Below are 16,765 nucleotides of genomic sequence, written 5' to 3'. Positions count from 1 at the left end.
CGCGCCCGCCACTCCAGCGGCGCCTGTCACTCCCGCCGTGCCCGTGCCCGTGCCCGTACCCGTGGCTCCGGCGGCGCCCGTGACTCCCGCCGTGCCCGTGACCTCCTCCGCGCCCGTCGGCCGCCCCGAGCCCGCCGGTCTCCCGGAGCCGCATTCCGGGCTCCGCGCGCCTTCCACCGAGGTGGAGTCCCCCCGCGCCGGCTCCCGTACCGCCATGTTCGGTTCCCTCAAGGTCCGGAACTACCGTCTCTTCTTCCTCGGCCAGGTCGTCTCCAACATCGGCACCTGGATGCAGCGCATCGCCCAGGACTGGCTGGTCCTCAGCCTCACCGGCTCCTCGACCGCCGTCGGCATCACGACCGCGCTGCAGTTCCTGCCGATGCTGCTCTTCGGCCTGTACGGCGGTGTCCTCGTCGACCGGCTGCCCAAGCGCCCCACGCTGCTCGTCACGCAGGCGATGATGGCCGTCACCGGCCTCGCACTCGCCGCCCTGACGCTCACGGGTGGCGTCGAGGTCTGGCACGTCTACCTCGCCGCCTTCGCCGTCGGTCTCGCCACGGTCGTCGACAACCCGGCCCGGCAGTCCTTCGTGTCCGAGCTGGTCGGGCCCGACCAGCTCCAGAACGCCGTCAGCCTCAACTCCGCGAACTTCCAGTCCGCACGCCTCGTCGGACCCGCCGTCGCCGGTGTGATGATCACCGGCGTCGGCACGGGCTGGGCCTTCCTCTTCAACGGCCTCTCCTTCGTCGCCCCCATGGCCGCCCTGCTCCTCATGCGCGGCCGTGAGCTGCGCGCCGTTGAGCGGGCGCCGCGTGCCAAGGGGCAGCTGCGCGAGGGCCTGCACTATGTCGCCGGGCGGCCCGAGCTGATCTGGCCGATCGTCCTCATCGGGTTCATCGGCACCTTCGGCTTCAACTTCCCGGTCGTCCTCTCGGCCTACGCGGACGACGTCTTCCACGCGGGCGCCGGTGCGTACAGCCTCTTCAACACCCTGATGGCGGTCGGCTCCCTGACTGGCGCCCTGCTCGCCGCCCGGCGCGGTACGGCGAAGCTGCGCGTCCTCGTCGCGGCGGCGGTGGCCTTCGGCGTGCTGGAGATCGTGGCCGCCGTCGCCCCGTCGCTGTGGCTGTTCGCGCTGCTGATGGTGCCGATCGGGATCGCCGGCCTGACGGTCAACGTCACGGCGAACACCTCGATCCAGATGACCACCGACCCGGCCATGCGCGGTCGGGTCCTGGCCCTGTTCATGATGGTCTTCATGGGCGGTACGCCGGTGGGCGCACCGATAGTCGGCTGGATCACGGACGCGTACGGCCCCCGGGTCGGCCTCGCCTTCGGCGGCATCGTCGCGACGGCCGCCGCCCTGACGGTCGGCCTGGTCCTGGCCCGGGTGGGCGGTCTGAAGGTCTCCGCCGTCTGGAACTCCGGACACCCGCGCGTCAGCCTCGTCAAGCGGCAGGAGGAGCATCGGGAGCCGGTGGCTTCCGCGGCCTGAGTACGGTGAGCGCCATGAGTTCCACGAGTGCCACGAACACCGTCAGGCTGTTCGCCGCCGTGCTGCCGCCCGAGGACGTCTCCGAGCAACTCGCCGTCGCGGTGGCTGGGTTGAGGGGCCTGCCGGGTGCGGACGGGCTGCGCTGGACCGGCGTACCCGGCTGGCACTTCACCCTCGCCTTCTACGGCGAGGTGGACGAGGACGTCGTACCGGAACTGTCGGAGCGGCTGGCGCGGGCCGCCCACCGTACGGACGCGTTCGCGCTGGCGGTGTGCGGCGGCGGGCAGTTCGGGCACGGGCGGGCGTTGTGGGCGGGCGCCGCCGGTGAGGTGAGCGTGCTGGGTCTGCTGGCCGACCGGGCGGAGGCTGCGGGGCGGAAGGCGGGCGTCGACATGGGGGACCACCGGCGCTACAAGCCCCACCTCACGGTGGCGCGCAGCCGCGAGGCCTTCGAGGTGCGGCCGTACGTCGAGGCGCTGGACGCGTTCACCAGCCGCACATGGACGGTGGACGACCTGGCGCTCGTACGCAGCAATCTGCCGAAGTCGGGGGTGCCGGGGGAGCAGCCCCGGTACGAGGTGGTCGGCCGTTGGTCCCTCGGCGCGGCCGGTTAGGCTCGGCGGCGTGAATCCGAAAATCCGGAACCGGGTGATGGCCGGTGCGCTCGTACTGATGTTCATTGTGGTGGGAGTGGCGGCGGCGGTCGGGAAGTGACGAGGGAAGTGGCGCGCGAGGTGCCGTAGGAAGGGACCTCGCGCACGTCGGCTTCCGACCGCCGCCCACCTGCTACGGCTGCTGCGGCGACCGTCGCGTCACCAGGCGAAGGCCTCCGGTGACGGGCCCGGGCCCGGGAAGATCTCGTCGAGCGAGGTCAGCAGGTCGGCGCTCAGCTCCAGCTCGGACGCCCGTACCGCCGACGCCAACTGCTCCGCGGTGCGCGGGCCGACGATCGGGCCGGTGACGCCGGGGCGGGTGAGCAGCCAGGCGAGGGCCGCCTCGCCGGGCTCGATGCCGTGCTTGTCGAGCAGGTCCTCGTACGCCTGGATCCGGGCGCGGTAGGCGGGGTCGGCGAGGGCGTCGGCCGCCCGGTCACTCGCGCGTCGGCCGCCCTGGATCTCCTTCTTGATGACGCCGCCGAGGAGTCCGCCCTGCAGCGGCGACCAGGGGATGACGCCGAGCCCGTACTCCTGCGCGGCCGGGATGACCTCCATCTCGGCGCGCCGCTCGATGAGGTTGTAGAGGCACTGCTCGCTGACGAGCCCGATGGTGCCGCCGCGCCGGGCGGCGATCTCGTTGGCCTGGGCGATCTTGTATCCCGGGAAGTTGCTCGAACCCGCGTAGAGGATCTTCCCCTGCTGTACGAGCACGTCGATCGCCTGCCAGATCTCCTCGAAGGGAGTCGCGCGGTCGATGTGGTGGAACTGGTAGACGTCGATGTAGTCGGTCTGGAGCCGCTTCAGCGACGCGTCCACCGCGCGCCGGATGTTGAGCGCGGAGAGCTTGTCGTGATTGGGCCAGGCGTCGCCCTCCGGGGCCATGTTGCCGTACATCTTCGTGGCGAGGACCACCTTGTCGCGGCGCTCACCGCCCTTGGCGAACCAGTTCCCGATGATCGATTCCGTACGGCCCTTGTTCTCGGCCCAGCCGTAGACGTTGGCGGTGTCGAAGAAGTTGATCCCCGTCTCCAGGGCCGCGTCCATGATCGCGTGGCTGTCGGCTTCGTCGGTCTGGGGGCCGAAGTTCATGGTCCCGAGGACGAGTCGGCTGACCTTGAGTCCTGTGCGTCCGAGCTGCGTGTACTTCATGACTGTTCAGCCAACGTCGTGGAGTGCGCTCTAGGCAAGGGTGGGTCGGGCGGGGCGGGGTGGCAGGCCGACGGACCTTGACGCTAACTCGTGGTTAGTGCTTACGTATGCACAGCGCCACTCGCTTTAAGTTTCAAGATTCTGGTTCGTCGTCAAGATCCCGAGAGAGGGAGCACTGTGACCCCCCACATGCCTGCCCCGCGCGTGCCCGTCCGCCGTGTCCTTGTTGCCGCGCTCGCCGCGTCCGCCCTGCTGGGCGCCGCGACCGTGCCCGCCGTCGCCTCGCCGTCCGTGGGTGGGCGTCATGTCGTCGGGTACGGCGGGTACGTCGGTGCCGACGCGCGGCTCGACTACCAGAAGGACGTTGCCGTACGCGTCCTCAAGGGCGTGTTCGAGCGGGGTGACACCGCGATCGTGGACAGGTTCGTGCGGGCCGACTACATCCAGCACAACCCGCTCGCGGCCGACGGCTCCGGGCCGCTGAAGAACCTGGCCACCGGGATTCACCAGCAGTTCCCCGACGCGAGGTACGACGTGAAGCGGGTCATCTCCGAGGGCGATCTCGTCCTCGTGCACTCCAACGTCGCACTGACGCCGGGGAGTCGGGGCTCGGCCGTCTTCGACATCTTCCGCTTCCGGGGCGGGAGGATCGCCGAACACTGGGACACCGGGCAGAACGTGCCGGACACCAGCGCGAACGGCAACGACATGTTCTCCACGGTCAGTTGGCCGCGGACCGAGCAGCCGGGGTCGCGGTGGCTCACCGCCTACAACAAGAAGCTGGTGACCAAGGCGTTCGACCGGCTCATCGTCGACAAGGATCTGTCCGCGCTCGACACGTACTGGGGGACCGAGTACCACCAGCACAATCCCAACATCGCGGACGGTGTGGCCGGTGCGCGGGAGGGGCTCGGGGGGTACTTCCGGGCGTTCCCGGAGCTGGCGGTGTCCCGTAAGCGGGTGGTGGCGGAAGGGGATCTGGTCGCCGTGCACAGTCACTACGTGAACGCGCCGGGCGAGCGCGGACAGGCTGTCGTGGACCTGTTCCGCGTGCGGGGCGGGAAGATCGTCGAGCACTGGGACGTGCTGCAGGACGTGCCGGCCACTTCGGCCAACGACAACACGATGTTCTGAACTAGGGGTTCTGAGCTCGGGATTCCGAGTCCGGAACACGGCTGAGGCGAGTGACGGGGCCGCCGTGCCTCCCGCCGGGCGGCCCCGTCACTCCGGTCGCCCGGCAGAAGGCGTCGACGTCGTCAGAGCTGGGCGAGCATGCCGGGCTCGTAGTCGCCGGCGGGCTGCTGGACGATGACGTTCATCCGGTTGAAGGTGTTGATGAGGGAGATGGTGAGGATCAGCGCGGTGAGCTGTTCCTCGTCGTAGTACTTGGCGGCGTTCGCCCAGGCCTCGTCCGTGACGCCGCCGGCCGCGTCCGCGATGCGGGTGCCCTGTTCCGTCAGCTCCAGCGCGGCGCGCTCGGCGTCGGTGAAGACCGTGGCCTCCCGCCAGGCCGCGACCAGGTGGAGGCGCTGCGCGGTCTCACCCGCGGCGGCGGCCTCCTTGGTGTGCATGTCGGTGCAGAAGCCGCAGCCGTTGATCTGGCTGGCTCGGAGCCGCACCAACTCCTGCGTCGCGAGCGGCAGGCCCGAGTCCGCGGCCGCCTTGCTCGCTGCGACGAGGTGCTTCGTGGCCTTGGCGGCGACCGGGCTGGCGAAGAGGTTCAAACGGGCTTCCATGATGGGCTCCTTCGTCGTTGGCACTGCTGGCTTCCGGTGCTCTGGTGCTTTGGTGCTGCGGCCTTCGTGGGGCGTTACACATGCACGACGGGGCGGAGCGCTGGGATGTGACATGGGTGAGTGAATGTGATGTGGGTCTCGTTGATGTTCGAGGGCTACGGTGTCGAACGGGCCGGTTCCTGATCGACGTGAGGGTGAACGAGCAGACGCACCAGTACTTCACCAGGACCTCAGGACCTCAGGACCTCAGGAGCCCATCGTGACCGAGAGCGTGACCGTCACCGCGGATCTGGCCATCTCCCTCGACGGCTGCGTGGCCGGCACCGATGTCACCCTCGACAACCCGGGAGGGGACGGCGCCGAGCCCCTGTTCGAGTGGATCCACAACCTGGCGAGCTGGCGGGAGCGCCAGGGCATGACCGGCGGGGAGGAGAACCGCGACTCCGAGTTGATGCGCGAGTGGTTCGACGCCACCGGAGCGGTGGTCATGGGCCGGATGATGTACGACACGGGCGAGGCGTTCTGGGGCGACAACCTGCCGTTCCGGACACCGGTGTTCGTGCTCACCCATCGCCCCAGGCCCACCCTGGTCAAGGAGGGCGGCACCACCTTCACCTTCGTCACCGACGGCATCCACAGCGCCCTCGACCGGGCGAAGGCGGCGGCCGGGGACCGGAACGTCGACATCGCGGGCGGGGCGAACACGGTTCGGCAGTACCTCGCGGAGGGGCTCATCGACGAGCTGCAACTGCACGTCGTACCCGCGCTCCTCGGAGACGGCCTACGGCTCTTCGGGGGGCTGGGCCCGGCGCGGCGGACCTTCGAAAAGGTCAGGGTGGTCGACACGCCCCTGGCCACGCACCTGAAGTACCGCTTTGTGGCGTCTAGTTGCTAATTGCTAGTCGCGGGGGAACTCGTCCGTCTTGAGGGTGAGGTCGACGACGGTGTCGCCGAGGTCCACGTCGTCGCCGAAGGGGAGTTTCGTCTCGGTCGCGTACTCGCCGTTCTTGGGGTGGGTGTAGAGGAAGCACCTGCCCTGGTAGGGATCGGCGATGAGATAGACGGGGACTTCGGCCTCGGCGTAGGCGGTCTTCTTGGGGCCGTAGTCATTGGCGGCGGTCTTCTTCGAGATCACTTCGGCAACGAACTCGACGTCCTGGTAGCGCCACAGGCCCTTGTCGCCCTTCTCGGCACCGTCGGTCATGAGCGTGACGTCGGAGGAGAAGCCGTTGAGGTGGCCCGGGTAGTCGATGCGGACGTCGGACTTCACACGCTTGCGCGGGTACTTGGTGCGCAGCTGATCGTAGATGGCTGCGATGATCTCCCAGTGGGTGTCCCGCTGCGGCGACATGAAGATGTTCCCTCCGACGATCTCGACCCTGTATCCGTCGGGGATGGGGCTCTTCTCGAGCCACTCGTACATCATGTCGAGCGTCAGCTTGTCGCTGTTGTCGGCGATGTCGGCCATCTCGATCCTGTCTTCAAGGACGGTCACCGTGGCACTCCTCCCCGGCTGTGCCCCGGACGAGCGCAGCCGTGCGGTACAACGATACGCACGGTGACCAGGGCACGCCCGGATTCGGTCAGTCGGTTTCAGCCCCGTACCGGTCCCCGAGATCCCAGGCCTCGTACAGCGAGTCCGCGAACGCGCCCGCGATCTTGTGCTCGCCGTTCGCGTTGGGATGCGTGCCGTCGTACGTGTCGTGGTGGATGTCGTACGAGGGCGGGGGCGACGTCAGGAGCAGGGGGGAGCGGGATTCGTCCAGGTCGGCCGCCGTCTTCGCCAGGAGTTCGTTGAAGCGGGTGACCTGGGCGGCGAAGGGCGGGTCCGTCTCCGCGCGGACGTTCGGGATCACCGGGAGCAGGGCGATGGCGATGCGCGGGTTGGACCGTCGGGCCTCGGCCACGAAGAGGCGGACGTTGTCCGCGGTCTGTTCCGCGTCCGTGTAGAAGCCGAGGTCGATCAGGCCCAGGGAGACCAGCAGGACGTCCGGCTCGTGGGCGAGTACCGCGTCCGCGATCAGCGGGGTGATGTGGTGCCAGCCCTCGCCCCAGCCGGCCAGGTGGGCGCGGGGGAAGTCAGGGTCGGCGTACTCGTACGAGTCGGCGGTGTCCGTCGCCTTGTCGTACAGCGCCTCGCGCGGACCGACGATCCGGAACGGGCCGCCGTAGGTCTCCCGCAGGTGCTGCCACAGCCGGTAGCGCCAGGTGTGTTCACCGGCGCTGCCGATGGTCATCGAGTCGCCTACGGGCATCAACCTGAGCATCCGCTCATGATGAGGGATGGGGGGAGGGGCGTGGGAAGCGTGCGGTGTGTGAGTCGGGCCACCCGGTGTCAGGCGAATGTCAGGTGTGGGTCGGCTTGCGGGTAGTTGGCCGTCGGTGAGCGGGCGATCCGGCATCGGCCCAGCACTGGTCCGGCACTGGCCCCACACTGATCCGGTGACCGATCCGGCGGGCGCTCAGGGTCATGGGTCTCGCAACGAGCGCCGGGATGGCACGCTTGAGGGCATGCGCCGATCGCTCGCCCTCCTCGCCGGGGGCCTACTCGTCGGGGCGCTCGCCGCGCCCGCCTCCGCTGCCGATGGTGACCAGGACTTCACCATCAAGGACCCGCGGATCACCGAGTCCAGCGGTCTCGCGGCCTCCCGCCAGCACCCGGGCGTCTACTGGACCCACAACGACAGCGACGACGGCGCCTTCCTGTACGCGATCGACAGCGCGACCGGGCAGACCGTCGCCACCGTCACCATGACCGGCGTGGGCAAACCCCGCGACATCGAGGCCATCTCCATCGGGCCGAACAACCAGATCTACGTCGGCGACATCGGCGACAATGATGGTGTGACCTGGGATTACGTATGGATCTACCAGCTCACCGAGCCCAAGGTGCTCAGGAACCAGACGATCCGCGCCAAGCAGTACGTCGTGAAGTACTCGGACGGTTCGCGTGACGCCGAGTCCCTCGTCGTGCATCCGAAGACGGGGCGTGTCTACATCATCGACAAGCAGGAGGACGGCGGCCACCTGTACTCCGGGCCGGCCAAGCTCTCCTCCTCCGGCACCAACGTCTTCCGGCCCGTCGCCGCCGTCGACATGTGGGCCACCGACGCCGCGTTCTCGCCCGACGGGCAGCAGTTGGCCGTACGGGGGTACTTCGGCGGCGTCTCCTACGCCTGGAACGGCGGCAAGTTGAAGCGGCAGGGGCAGCTCGACGTGCCGTTGCAGCAGCAAGGGGAGTCGGTCACGTACAGCCGGGACGGGTCCAGGATCATGTACGGGAGCGAGGGCGCCGAGAGCGGGGTCAAGGCCGAGGACGCTCCTTCGTACGGCAAGTCCGGTGACTCCGACTCCGACTCGGCTTCCGGCAACGGGAGTTCGGCCTCGGGTGGTGACGGAGGCGGGAGCGCGGAGGGCAACGTCAAGAACGGGGCCATCGCTGTCGGCGTGCTCTTCCTCGCCTATCTCGGGTTGAAGCGGCTTCGGCGGCGGCCGTCGTCGTCTTCGTGATCGTCTTCGTGATCGTCCCGGCGGTCCGTTCCCGGGAGCTGAGCCGTTGAGCCGTTGAGCTGCCGCGCGCCGGACGGTCGCTGACGGGCTTACGTATTCCGGGGTTGCCGCGAGTATTGACGTGGGCATGTTGTGTCAGTTTCCTGAGAGGTGCGCGGCGTATGGGAGCGCTCCCATCGATTCCGGGGCCGCGCCTCCCGAGAGGAACGAACGACATGTTCCGCTTCCCCCAACTCCGCGACCGCCGTGGCTGGCGAAGAGTGCTGTGTTCCGTGGCAGCCGTGCTCCTGCTACCACTGGGAGCCGGTGCACAGGCCGCCCACGCGGCGGACGCCGATACGGCGGACGTCCGTGCGGCAGCCGCCGGCGCCGGCTACTGGCACACCAGCGGGCGCCAGATCCTGGACGCGGCCGGGCAGCCGGTCCGGATCGCCGGCATCAACTGGTTCGGCTTCGAGACCAGCAACAACGTGGTGCACGGCCTCTGGTCCCGCGACTACAAGAGCATGATCGACCAGATGAAGACGCTCGGCTACAACACCATCCGGCTGCCGTACAGCGACGACATCTTCAAGTCCTCGACCGTCCCCAACAGCATCGACTTCAGCAGCGGCAAGAACGCCGACCTGCAGGGTCTGGGCTCCCTCCAGATCATGGACAAGCTGGTCGCGTACGCCGGTCAGGACGGCCTCAAGGTCATCCTGGACCGGCACCGGCCGGACGCGGCCGGGCAGTCGGCGCTCTGGTACACCTCGGCGGTGCCCGAGTCGACGTGGATCGCCAACCTGAAGGCGCTGGCGGCGCGTTACTCCGGCCAGGACGCGGTCATCGGCATCGACCTGCACAACGAGCCGCACGATCCGGCCTGTTGGGGCTGCGGTGACACGACCAGGGACTGGCGGCTGGCGGCACAGCGGGCGGGCAACGCGGTTCTCGCCGTGAATCCGCAGCTGCTCGTGTTCGTGGAGGGCGTGCAGACGTTCAACGGGGTCTCCGGCTGGTGGGGCGGCAACCTGATGGGCGTCGGGCAGTATCCGGTGCAGCTGGATGTGGCGAACCGGGTGGTGTACTCGGCCCACGACTACGCGACGAGCGTGGCCCAGCAGAGCTGGTTCAGTGATCCCTCGTTCCCCGCGAACATGCCGGGGATCTGGGACAAGTACTGGGGCTACATCTTCAAGCAGAACATCGCGCCGGTGTGGGTGGGGGAGTTCGGCACGACTCTCCAGGCGACCGTGGACCAGCGGTGGCTGGCCGCGCTGGTCGACTATCTGCGGCCGACCGCGACCTACGGCTCGGACTCCTTCCACTGGACCTTCTGGTCCTGGAACCCCAACTCCGGTGACACGGGCGGGATCCTGAAGGACGACTGGCAGACGGTCGACACGGTGAAGGACGGGTACCTTGCGAGCGTCAAGGCGCCGGGCTTCCCGGGGAGCGGCGGCGGGGGAGGCGGCGGTGGCGGTGGCGGCAGTACGGCGGCCTGTGCCGCCACCTACACCGTCAGCAGCGACTGGGGCGGCGGGTTCAACGCCGAGGTGAAGGTCACCAATTCGGGCACGGTGGCGCTCAAGTCCTGGAAGGTGACGTGGACTTGGAGTGGTTCACAGGGGGTCACCAGCATGTGGAACGCGTCGTACACGCAGAGCGGGGCGACGGTCACCGCTGTGAACGCGTCTCACAACGGGAGCGTGGCGGTGGGGAGTTCGGCGAGCTTCGGGTTCGGGGGAGCGCCGGGGGGTGGGGGGACTCCTGCGGTGAGCTGTACGGCTACGTGAGGGTCTGAGGAAGTGGACGGGGGTGCCGGGCGACCTGTTCGGCCGGCGCGGCACCCTCATCGACGTCGTTGCCGGCATCGAGCACCATGCCGATCCCCACCGGCAGCAGCCCGGCACGATCAACCGCAACGACGGTGGCCACGGCGTGTACTTCATGAACCCGGCGGGCCACCATGGAACTCATCACCGTGCCGTACGGCGGCTGGGCCTTGTAGGCGGATGCGCCGAGGGCCGCACTCCACTGTGGAGTGCGGCCCTCAACCGCAGTTTGTGCGTGGTTACAGCTTCTCGATCACGTAGTCGATGCACTTCGTCAGGGCCTCGACGTCCGTCGGGTCGATCGCCGGGAACATCGCCACGCGGAGCTGGTTGCGGCCGAGTTTGCGGTAGGGCTCGGTGTCGACGATGCCGTTGGCACGCAGGACCTTGGCGACCGCGGCGGCGTCGACCTCGTCCGTGAAGTCGATCGTGCCGATGACCGCCGAGCGCTTGGCCGGGTCGGTGACGAACGGGTTCGCGTACTTCACGTCCTCGGCCCAGCCGTACAGCGTGCGGGCCGAGGTGGCGGTGCGGCGGACCGCCCAGTCCAGGCCGCCCTGGCCGTTGATCCACTCCAGCTGCTCGTTGAGGAGGAACAGGGTGGAGAGGGCCGGGGTGTTGTACGTCTGGTTCTTGCGCGAGTTGTCGATCGCCGTGGGGAGCGAGAAGAACTCCGGTACGTGGCGTCCGCTCGCGTGGATGCGCTCGGCGCGCTCGATCGCGGCCGGGGAGAACGCGGCGAGCCAGAGGCCGCCGTCCGCCGCGAAGGACTTCTGCGGGGCGAAGTAGTAGACGTCGGTCTCGGTGATGTCCACGGGCAGACCGCCGGCGCCGGACGTGGCGTCCACGAGGACGAGGGAGCCCTCGTCGGCACCCGGTACGCGCTTGATGGGAGCGGCGACACCGGTGGACGTCTCGTTGTGGGTGAAGGCGTAGACGTCCACGCCCGCCTCGGCCGCCGGGTCCGGGTGGGTGCCCGGGTCCGAGGAGAGGACGGTCGGGTCGGCGAGCCAGGGGGCGAGCTTGGCGGCCTTCGCGAACTTCGAGCTGAACTCACCGAAGGTGAGGTGCTGCGACTTGTTCTCGATCAGGCCGTGCGTCGCGACGTCCCAGAACGCGGTGGAGCCGCCGTTGCCGAGGATCACCTCGTAGCCGTCGGGGAGCTGGAGCAGGGAGGAGATGCCCTCGCGCACCTTGCCGACCAGGTTCTTGACCGGGGCCTGGCGGTGGGAGGTACCGAGGAGGGAGCTACCGGTGGCGGCCAGCGCGTCCAGCGCTTCCGTCCGCACTTTGGAGGGGCCCGCGCCGAAACGTCCGTCGGCGGGCTTGATGTCAGCGGGAATCTGGATCTCAGCCACGGGGGGAGCGTAGCCGTTTTGGGAAACGTGGACGAAACGTGGTCCGTCCGGTGAGACGCGCTCCGCGGGTTTGGCGGGGGGTTGGGGGCGCCCGTCTCTGGGGGCTGTGCCCCCAGACCCCCCTTTCGGGCTGAAGGCGCTCGTCCTCAAACGCCGGACGGGCTGAAATTAGCCCCTCAGCGTTGGTGTGAAGCGGACCGGGAGTTCCGTCAGGCCCCGTAGCCACGGGGACGCCCGGCGGGTCAGAGTTTCGGCCGGGACTGCCAGGTCGATGTCCGGGAGGCGGTCCAGGACGACCTCGATGCCTGTTCTCGCGATGACCTCCGCGACCTCCTGCGCCGGGAACGGGCAACGGTGTTCGCCGTGTCCGAAGGAGAAGTGGGCGTTGTTGCCGCCGGTGAGGGCGGAGCCGTCGGTGCGGACCTGGGGGTCGGAGTTGGCGGCCTGGAGGCCGAGGAGGAGCAGGTCGCCCGTACGGATGTGCCGGTCGCCCAGCCGGGTGTCGCGGGACGCCCAGCGGCCCGGCATGGTCTGTACGGGCGCGTCCTCCCACAGAACCTCGTTCATCGCCTCGGCGACACTGCTGCGGCCACCGAAGAGGGAGGCCGCGAACCGCTCGTCCGTGAGCATCAGGCGCAGCGAGTTGCCCATCCAGTCGGCGGTCGGGTCGTTCCCCGTCGCGATCATGATCATCAGGTCGTGGGCGACCTCCTCGTCCGTGAAGCCGTACGGGTTCGCGAGCATCCGCGAGACCACGTCGTCCGAGGGCCGCAGCCTGCGGGCGGCCAGCAGCCGGCCCATCGACTCGATCAGGTGCTGCTGGCCCGCCATGCCGGTCTCCAGGCCGTCGGTCATGGCGAGCGCCGCGGAGACCAGGGTCGGCCCGTCCTCGTCGGCGAACCCGAAGAGGCGGGCCATGACGCGTACCGGCAGCAGCATCGCGTACTCCTTGACGAGGTCCGCCTCGCCCCGGGCGCAGATCGTGTCGATCAGCTCGTCCGCGAACTTCTCGGTGTACGACCGCAGTTCGACCGGATCGGCCTCCTCCAGCGCGTTGCCGATCATCGCGGCGCGCTCGCGGTGGCGTTCGCCGACGGTGTAGAGGATCGAGGGCTGCCCGCGGCCGATCATCGGCAGGTGCGGCCAGTCGGCGGGGATCCTCTCCCATTGGTTCCACAACTCCGAGTCCCGGCTGAACAGCACGGAATCGCCGGTGACCTGATGCAGTTCGCGGTAGCCGAGGACCAGCCACGCGGGTACGTCCCCGTCGAGCAGCACCGGTGCCACCGGACCGTGGTCGCGCCGCATCTCCCGGTACAGCCGGTCGGGTTCGGTCCGCAGCCGGGAACCGTTGAGGGGGACATGGGCGGCGGTCACCGGGGCAACTCCTCGTAAGGGGCGGGCACTTGGGCATCGTACGAATGTGAGAGCTGTGAACGCCGGTTGCGGCTCTTCGCGTGTTCCACGAGTGCGATCAGCACCCGCTTGCTCGAACTCCGTGCGCGCGCGTCGCAGTGTATGAGGGGCACGTCGGGGTCGAGGTCGAGCGCGTCACGGACGGCCTGCGGGGCGAAGTCGGGGCCGCCGAAGTCGTTGCGGGCCACGACGAACGGTGTGCCGTGCCGTTCGAGGCGGTCGATGGCGTACCAGGAGTCGTCGAGGCGGCGGGTGTCGACGAGGACGACTGCGCCCAGCGCGCCGCCGAACAGCCGGTCCCAGAGGAACCAGAAGCGTTCCTGGCCCGGCGCGCCGAACAGGTACAGCACGTTGTGGGCGTCGAGCGTGATGCGGCCGAAGTCGAAGGCGACGGTCGTGGCCTTCTTGTCGCGCACCGCGCTGACGTCGTCGACGGCCTCGCCGGCCCGCGTCATCGTCTCCTCGGTACTGAGCGGACGTATCTCGCTGACCGAACGGACGAGCGTCGTCTTGCCGGCGCCGAAGCCGCCGACGACCACGATCTTCAGTCCGTTGTCGGCGGAGGCGCGCAGGGGTGGCCGTGGGTCGGCCTCGGGGTCGGCGCCTTCGGCCGGGTCAGAGGTTACGGAGTCCAACGAGCACCTGCTCCAGGATGTCGGGGTCGGTGATGGCGGTCCGGCGCGGATGGCGGGCGCTGACGCGGCCCGCGGCGAGGAGGTCTGCGAGCAGGACCTTGGTGATGCCCACCGGCAGGCGCAGCACGGCGGCGACCTCCACCACCGCCGTGGGACGCTCCGCGAGCCGCAGGATCGCCGCGTGCTCGGACTGCATCCCCGGCGCCGGATCGCACTCGGCGACGACCAGCGTCACCAGGTCGAACGGGTTGTCGGGCGCGGTGCGGCTGCGTCCTCCGGTGAGGGTGTAGAGCCGGTCCGGGGAATCGTCCCTTCCCGGACGGTTCCCCGGTTGTCCCGCCGGTCGTGCCCCCGACTGTCCCCCCGGTCCATTCATGCCGTACGGGGCTGGACTGTTCGCGGTTGGACGGTTCGGGGCTGGGCGCGCAGGTACTCCCCGAGCTGCTCGACGAGTTCGCTCATGTTGTGGCCGACGAGCCCGGTGTCCGCGTCCTCGGCGGTGACGACGGCGAGGTGCGCGCCCTGGCCGGCCTCGACGATGAACAGCACCCCGCCGTAGAACTCGGTCATCGCGGTACGCACCCCTCCGCTGCCGTCCCCGAACTCCACGGACGCGCCGTGCGACAGCGACTGGATGCCGGCGGCGATCGCGGCGAGCTGGTCCGCCTGGTCGACGGACAGCTCCGGCGTACGGCACAGCTTCAGGCCGTCCCGGGAGAGCACGAGCGCGTGCCGTGCTCCCGGGGTGCGCTCGAGCAGGCCCTCGATGAGCCAGGTCAGCTTGTCGTCGGCGGTCGTCGGTCCGGGGCCGAGGCCAATGCCGGTCATGGGGTGGGGTCGCCTTCCGGGTGGGAGGTGGTGGGGGGTGAGGTGGCGGGCGGTGAGGCGGCGGCTTCCGCCGCGGGTACGGGGGCCTGCGCGGGGACGGCGGAGGGTGCGGGGGCGGGTGCCGGCTCCGGGCCGGCGCTGCCCTGGAGGGCCGCCTGATCGGGCACGGTGCCGCGCACGGCCTGCCGGAAGGTCCCGAAACGGGCCACACGCTCGCGTGTGTCGTCGGGGTCGGGCGGCGCGAGGGGGATCGAGAACCTCGACTCGTCGGCCCCCGCGCCTCCTCGGGCGCGCTCGGCCTCGGCGAGCGTACGGCCCCGGCGCCGCTGCGGCAGCTCGCCGGGGGGCACCTCCGAGGTGTGGCTCTCCGGGGGCTCCGGCGCGTGGCCGGGGGACTCGTGGGTCGGTACGGGGTCCGGGTCCAGGTCACCGATGGCGGCGCGGGCTGCTGAGTACGACTGCTCCGGGTACGACTGCTCCGGGTACGACTGCTCCGGGTACGACTGCTCCGCGTAGGACTGGTCTACGTACGGTTGCTCCGCGTACTGCTGCTCCTGCGCGGAGGGCGTGTCCGCGTACGGCTCCTCCGGGTACGGCCATTCCACGTGGCCCTTTTGTGCGTACGACACCTGCGGGTGCTGTTCCTGTTCCTGGTCCTGTTCCCAGGACGGGGCTTCCCAGGGTTCGCCGGGTGTGGGCGCCGGGGCCGCGGGGGCCTCCGGCACGGGCTGTGCCGGAGGTGGCGGTATCGGCATGGGCAGCGGCTCCGCCGTCACCGTGCTCCCGGCCAGGATGTCCTGCGGGATGAGCACCAGGACGCCGGTGCCGCCGCGTGCCGAGGGGCGGAAGGAGACCTTGAGGCCGTACTTGCGGGCGAGCCGTCCGACGACGGTGAGGCCGAGGCGGGTGCCGGTGAGGCCGCCGAGCCCCACGCCTTCGGAGTTCCTCCCGTTGCCCTTGGCGTCGTTGCCCTTGACGTCGCTCTTTCCGTCGTCCCCGGAGACGGCCCGTTCGGCGCGGTGCAGCTGCACGTCGCTCATGACCAGGCCGCTGTCCTCCACGGAGACGATGACCCCGGCGGGGACCTCCTCGACGTACACGTGGACCTCGGCGGTCGGCGGCGAGAAGTTCGCGGCGTTGTCGAGGAGTTCGGCCAGCGCGTGCATGACACCCTCGGCGGCGTGTCCGGCGACGGCGGCGGCGCTGGCGGAGTGCACGCGCACGCGTTGGTACCCGCCGATGCGGCCCATGGCGCCGCGCAGGATCGACTCCATGACGATCGGGCGGGCCCAGCGCCGGCCCGAACGGGCGCCCGAGAGGACGGCGATCGAGTCGGCGAGGCGGCCCGCCTGGGCGGTGCGGTGGTCGAGGTGGAGGAGGTCGGCGACGACGTCCTCGTCCGTGTGCCGGTCCTCCATGGCACGCAGGTCGGCCAGGGTGCTGGTGGCCAGCGCCTGCATCCGGCCGGCCACGTTGGCGGTGGCCGCGAGGGCCGCCGCCCGCTCCTGCCTGGCCCGGCGCAGCTCTTCGGTCAGACGGGCGTTGTCCTCGGTGAGCTGGGTGATCTCGTAGGCCTTCTCCTGCTGGAGGCGGCTGAACTCCTGGACGGAGGCATCGTTGAGTCGGGAGCGCTCGCGGGCGAGATCGGCGGACACGCGCGCGCGTTCCCGGTCGAGATCGGCGGCCGTTCCGGCCCGTATCTGGTTCAGCTCCTCGGTGAGGAGAGCCCGGTCGTGCAGCAGTCGGCCGGCGTCGTCGGTGACGGTCGCGAGCCGCCGGCCCGACAGACGGGCGGACCTGACGCCGTGGACGGCCACGGTGACGGCCACGCACAGCAGCAGCGCGGCGACCGCCCCGCCCAGGGTGAGCGGGACGCGCGCCTCGTCCGGCGCCCGGGCGACCCCGCCGGCCACCGCGGCGGCGGCGAGTACGGCGGTGAGCAGCGGGGCGGGCAGGAGGGCACGGTAGGCGAGGCGTTCGCCGGGCTGGCGGGGCGCGGTCATGAAGGGGTCCTCGGTCGGTTCCTCGGTCGTTCCTGGGGCGGTTCCTCGGCTGGGTCTTCGGTGCTGTTGCCGCCTGGCCCACGGGGCCCTGCGCGGTGCCTGTGCAATCGGTTTGTGAGCGAGATGTGACTAATGGTGCTCAACTCGACGTAACTATAGGGG

General features: G+C 69.8%; 16 protein-coding genes and 1 pseudogene. 7 read left to right on the top strand and 10 right to left on the bottom strand.

Annotated elements, in window-relative coordinates; all coding sequences use genetic code 11:
• Nucleotides 1-181 precede the first annotated feature (181 nt).
• Both G3I56_RS31915 and thpR read left to right on the top strand, forming a co-directional pair.
• A complete protein-coding gene (locus G3I56_RS31915) occupies nt 182-1,495 on the top strand; it encodes an MFS transporter (protein WP_343240111.1) in 1,314 nt (437 codons plus the stop codon).
• A 14-nt stretch (nt 1,496-1,509) separates the two neighbouring features.
• Nucleotides 1,510-2,109, top strand: a complete 600-nt coding sequence (gene thpR, locus G3I56_RS31910; RefSeq protein ID WP_164415080.1) for an RNA 2',3'-cyclic phosphodiesterase — start codon at nt 1,510-1,512, stop codon at nt 2,107-2,109.
• A 198-nt stretch (nt 2,110-2,307) separates the two neighbouring features.
• On the opposite strand, the gene G3I56_RS31905 is transcribed toward thpR, so the two are convergent.
• Nucleotides 2,308-3,300, bottom strand: coding sequence for an aldo/keto reductase (locus tag G3I56_RS31905; protein WP_164415078.1), 993 nt, complete (start codon nt 3,298-3,300; stop codon nt 2,308-2,310).
• Nucleotides 3,301-3,489: 189 nt separating this feature from the next.
• Here G3I56_RS31905 and G3I56_RS31900 point away from each other — a divergent pair, with 189 nt between their 5' ends.
• Entirely contained in the window at nt 3,490-4,434 is a 945-nt protein-coding gene (locus G3I56_RS31900) for a nuclear transport factor 2 family protein (RefSeq protein ID WP_203691113.1), read from the top strand.
• 122 nt (nt 4,435-4,556) lie between these two features.
• Here G3I56_RS31900 and G3I56_RS31895 read toward each other — a convergent pair whose 3' ends face one another.
• On the bottom strand, nt 4,557-5,036 hold the full coding sequence (locus tag G3I56_RS31895) for a carboxymuconolactone decarboxylase family protein (RefSeq protein ID WP_164415075.1): 480 nt from the start codon (nt 5,034-5,036) through the stop codon (nt 4,557-4,559).
• Between the two features lie 271 nt (nt 5,037-5,307).
• Here G3I56_RS31895 and G3I56_RS31890 point away from each other — a divergent pair, with 271 nt between their 5' ends.
• A complete protein-coding gene (locus tag G3I56_RS31890) occupies nt 5,308-5,931 on the top strand; it encodes a dihydrofolate reductase family protein (protein ID WP_164415260.1) in 624 nt (207 codons plus the stop codon).
• Nucleotides 5,932-5,934: 3 nt separating this feature from the next.
• On the opposite strand, the gene G3I56_RS31885 is transcribed toward G3I56_RS31890, so the two are convergent.
• Entirely contained in the window at nt 5,935-6,531 is a 597-nt protein-coding gene (locus G3I56_RS31885) for a Uma2 family endonuclease (RefSeq protein WP_164415073.1), read from the bottom strand.
• 88 nt (nt 6,532-6,619) lie between these two features.
• Nucleotides 6,620-7,303, bottom strand: coding sequence for a GDSL-type esterase/lipase family protein (locus G3I56_RS31880; protein ID WP_164415072.1), 684 nt, complete (start codon nt 7,301-7,303; stop codon nt 6,620-6,622).
• 244 nt (nt 7,304-7,547) lie between these two features.
• Between G3I56_RS31880 and G3I56_RS31875 the strand changes: the two genes are divergently transcribed.
• From G3I56_RS31875 to G3I56_RS44240, 3 genes and pseudogenes are all read left to right on the top strand, one after another.
• Complete coding sequence (locus tag G3I56_RS31875) at nt 7,548-8,546, top strand: WD40 repeat domain-containing protein (protein WP_164415069.1); 999 nt, start codon at nt 7,548-7,550, stop codon at nt 8,544-8,546.
• Between the two features lie 215 nt (nt 8,547-8,761).
• The gene (locus tag G3I56_RS31870; RefSeq protein ID WP_164415067.1) at nt 8,762-10,324 is read left to right on the top strand and encodes a cellulase family glycosylhydrolase; all 1,563 of its coding nucleotides are present in this window, start codon (nt 8,762-8,764) and stop codon (nt 10,322-10,324) included.
• Nucleotides 10,325-10,397: 73 nt separating this feature from the next.
• Nucleotides 10,398-10,539, top strand: a pseudogene (locus G3I56_RS44240) (VOC family protein); the annotation flags it as partial.
• 63 nt (nt 10,540-10,602) lie between these two features.
• On the opposite strand, the gene serC reads toward G3I56_RS44240, so the two are convergent.
• The 6 genes from serC to G3I56_RS31835 all read right to left on the bottom strand — a co-directional run bounded on the left by serC (nt 10,603) and on the right by G3I56_RS31835 (nt 16,603).
• Complete coding sequence (serC, locus tag G3I56_RS31860) at nt 10,603-11,721, bottom strand: phosphoserine transaminase (protein ID WP_164415065.1); 1,119 nt, start codon at nt 11,719-11,721, stop codon at nt 10,603-10,605.
• A 168-nt stretch (nt 11,722-11,889) separates the two neighbouring features.
• Nucleotides 11,890-13,098 (bottom strand): cytochrome P450, encoded by a 1,209-nt coding sequence (locus tag G3I56_RS31855; RefSeq protein WP_164415062.1) that lies wholly within the window; start codon nt 13,096-13,098, stop codon nt 11,890-11,892.
• Nucleotides 13,095-13,709, bottom strand: a complete 615-nt coding sequence (locus G3I56_RS31850) for an ATP/GTP-binding protein (RefSeq protein WP_164415258.1) — start codon at nt 13,707-13,709, stop codon at nt 13,095-13,097. Before G3I56_RS31850 ends, G3I56_RS31855 begins: the two co-directional genes overlap by 4 nt.
• A 43-nt stretch (nt 13,710-13,752) precedes the next feature.
• The gene (locus tag G3I56_RS31845; protein WP_164415060.1) at nt 13,753-14,148 is read right to left on the bottom strand and encodes a DUF742 domain-containing protein; all 396 of its coding nucleotides are present in this window, start codon (nt 14,146-14,148) and stop codon (nt 13,753-13,755) included.
• Complete coding sequence (locus G3I56_RS31840; protein WP_164415058.1) at nt 14,145-14,600, bottom strand: roadblock/LC7 domain-containing protein; 456 nt, start codon at nt 14,598-14,600, stop codon at nt 14,145-14,147. The genes G3I56_RS31845 and G3I56_RS31840 overlap by 4 nt, the downstream gene beginning before the upstream one ends.
• Nucleotides 14,597-16,603 carry an ATP-binding protein gene (locus tag G3I56_RS31835; RefSeq protein ID WP_164415057.1) on the bottom strand — a complete coding sequence of 669 codons (2,007 nt, stop codon included), beginning with the start codon at nt 16,601-16,603 and terminating at the stop codon, nt 14,597-14,599. The genes G3I56_RS31840 and G3I56_RS31835 overlap by 4 nt, the downstream gene beginning before the upstream one ends.
• Nucleotides 16,604-16,765 lie beyond the last annotated feature (162 nt).

The organism is Streptomyces sp. SID12488, from assembly GCF_010548275.1.
Lineage (GTDB): Bacteria > Actinomycetota > Actinomycetes > Streptomycetales > Streptomycetaceae > Streptomyces.
Note: the sequence above shows the minus strand (reverse complement) of the source record. Positions and strands in the feature narration are given on the sequence as shown.

Bases quoted from the DNA above. Each gene is read 5' to 3' on its own strand.
- G3I56_RS31845 (WP_164415060.1), bottom strand. From the start codon at position 14,148: ATGAATGGACCGGGGGGACAGTCGGGGGCACGACCGGCGGGACAACCG.
- G3I56_RS31835 (WP_164415057.1), bottom strand. From the start codon at position 16,603: ATGACCGCGCCCCGCCAGCCCGGCGAACGCCTCGCCTACCGTGCCCTC.
- G3I56_RS31840 (WP_164415058.1), bottom strand. From the start codon at position 14,600: ATGACCGGCATTGGCCTCGGCCCCGGACCGACGACCGCCGACGACAAG.
- G3I56_RS31870 (WP_164415067.1), top strand. From the start codon at position 8,762: ATGTTCCGCTTCCCCCAACTCCGCGACCGCCGTGGCTGGCGAAGAGTG.
- G3I56_RS31900 (WP_203691113.1), top strand. From the start codon at position 3,490: ATGCCTGCCCCGCGCGTGCCCGTCCGCCGTGTCCTTGTTGCCGCGCTC.
- G3I56_RS31895 (WP_164415075.1), bottom strand. From the start codon at position 5,036: ATGGAAGCCCGTTTGAACCTCTTCGCCAGCCCGGTCGCCGCCAAGGCC.
- G3I56_RS31905 (WP_164415078.1), bottom strand. From the start codon at position 3,300: ATGAAGTACACGCAGCTCGGACGCACAGGACTCAAGGTCAGCCGACTC.
- thpR (WP_164415080.1), top strand. From the start codon at position 1,510: ATGAGTTCCACGAGTGCCACGAACACCGTCAGGCTGTTCGCCGCCGTG.
- G3I56_RS31880 (WP_164415072.1), bottom strand. From the start codon at position 7,303: ATGCTCAGGTTGATGCCCGTAGGCGACTCGATGACCATCGGCAGCGCC.
- G3I56_RS31875 (WP_164415069.1), top strand. From the start codon at position 7,548: ATGCGCCGATCGCTCGCCCTCCTCGCCGGGGGCCTACTCGTCGGGGCG.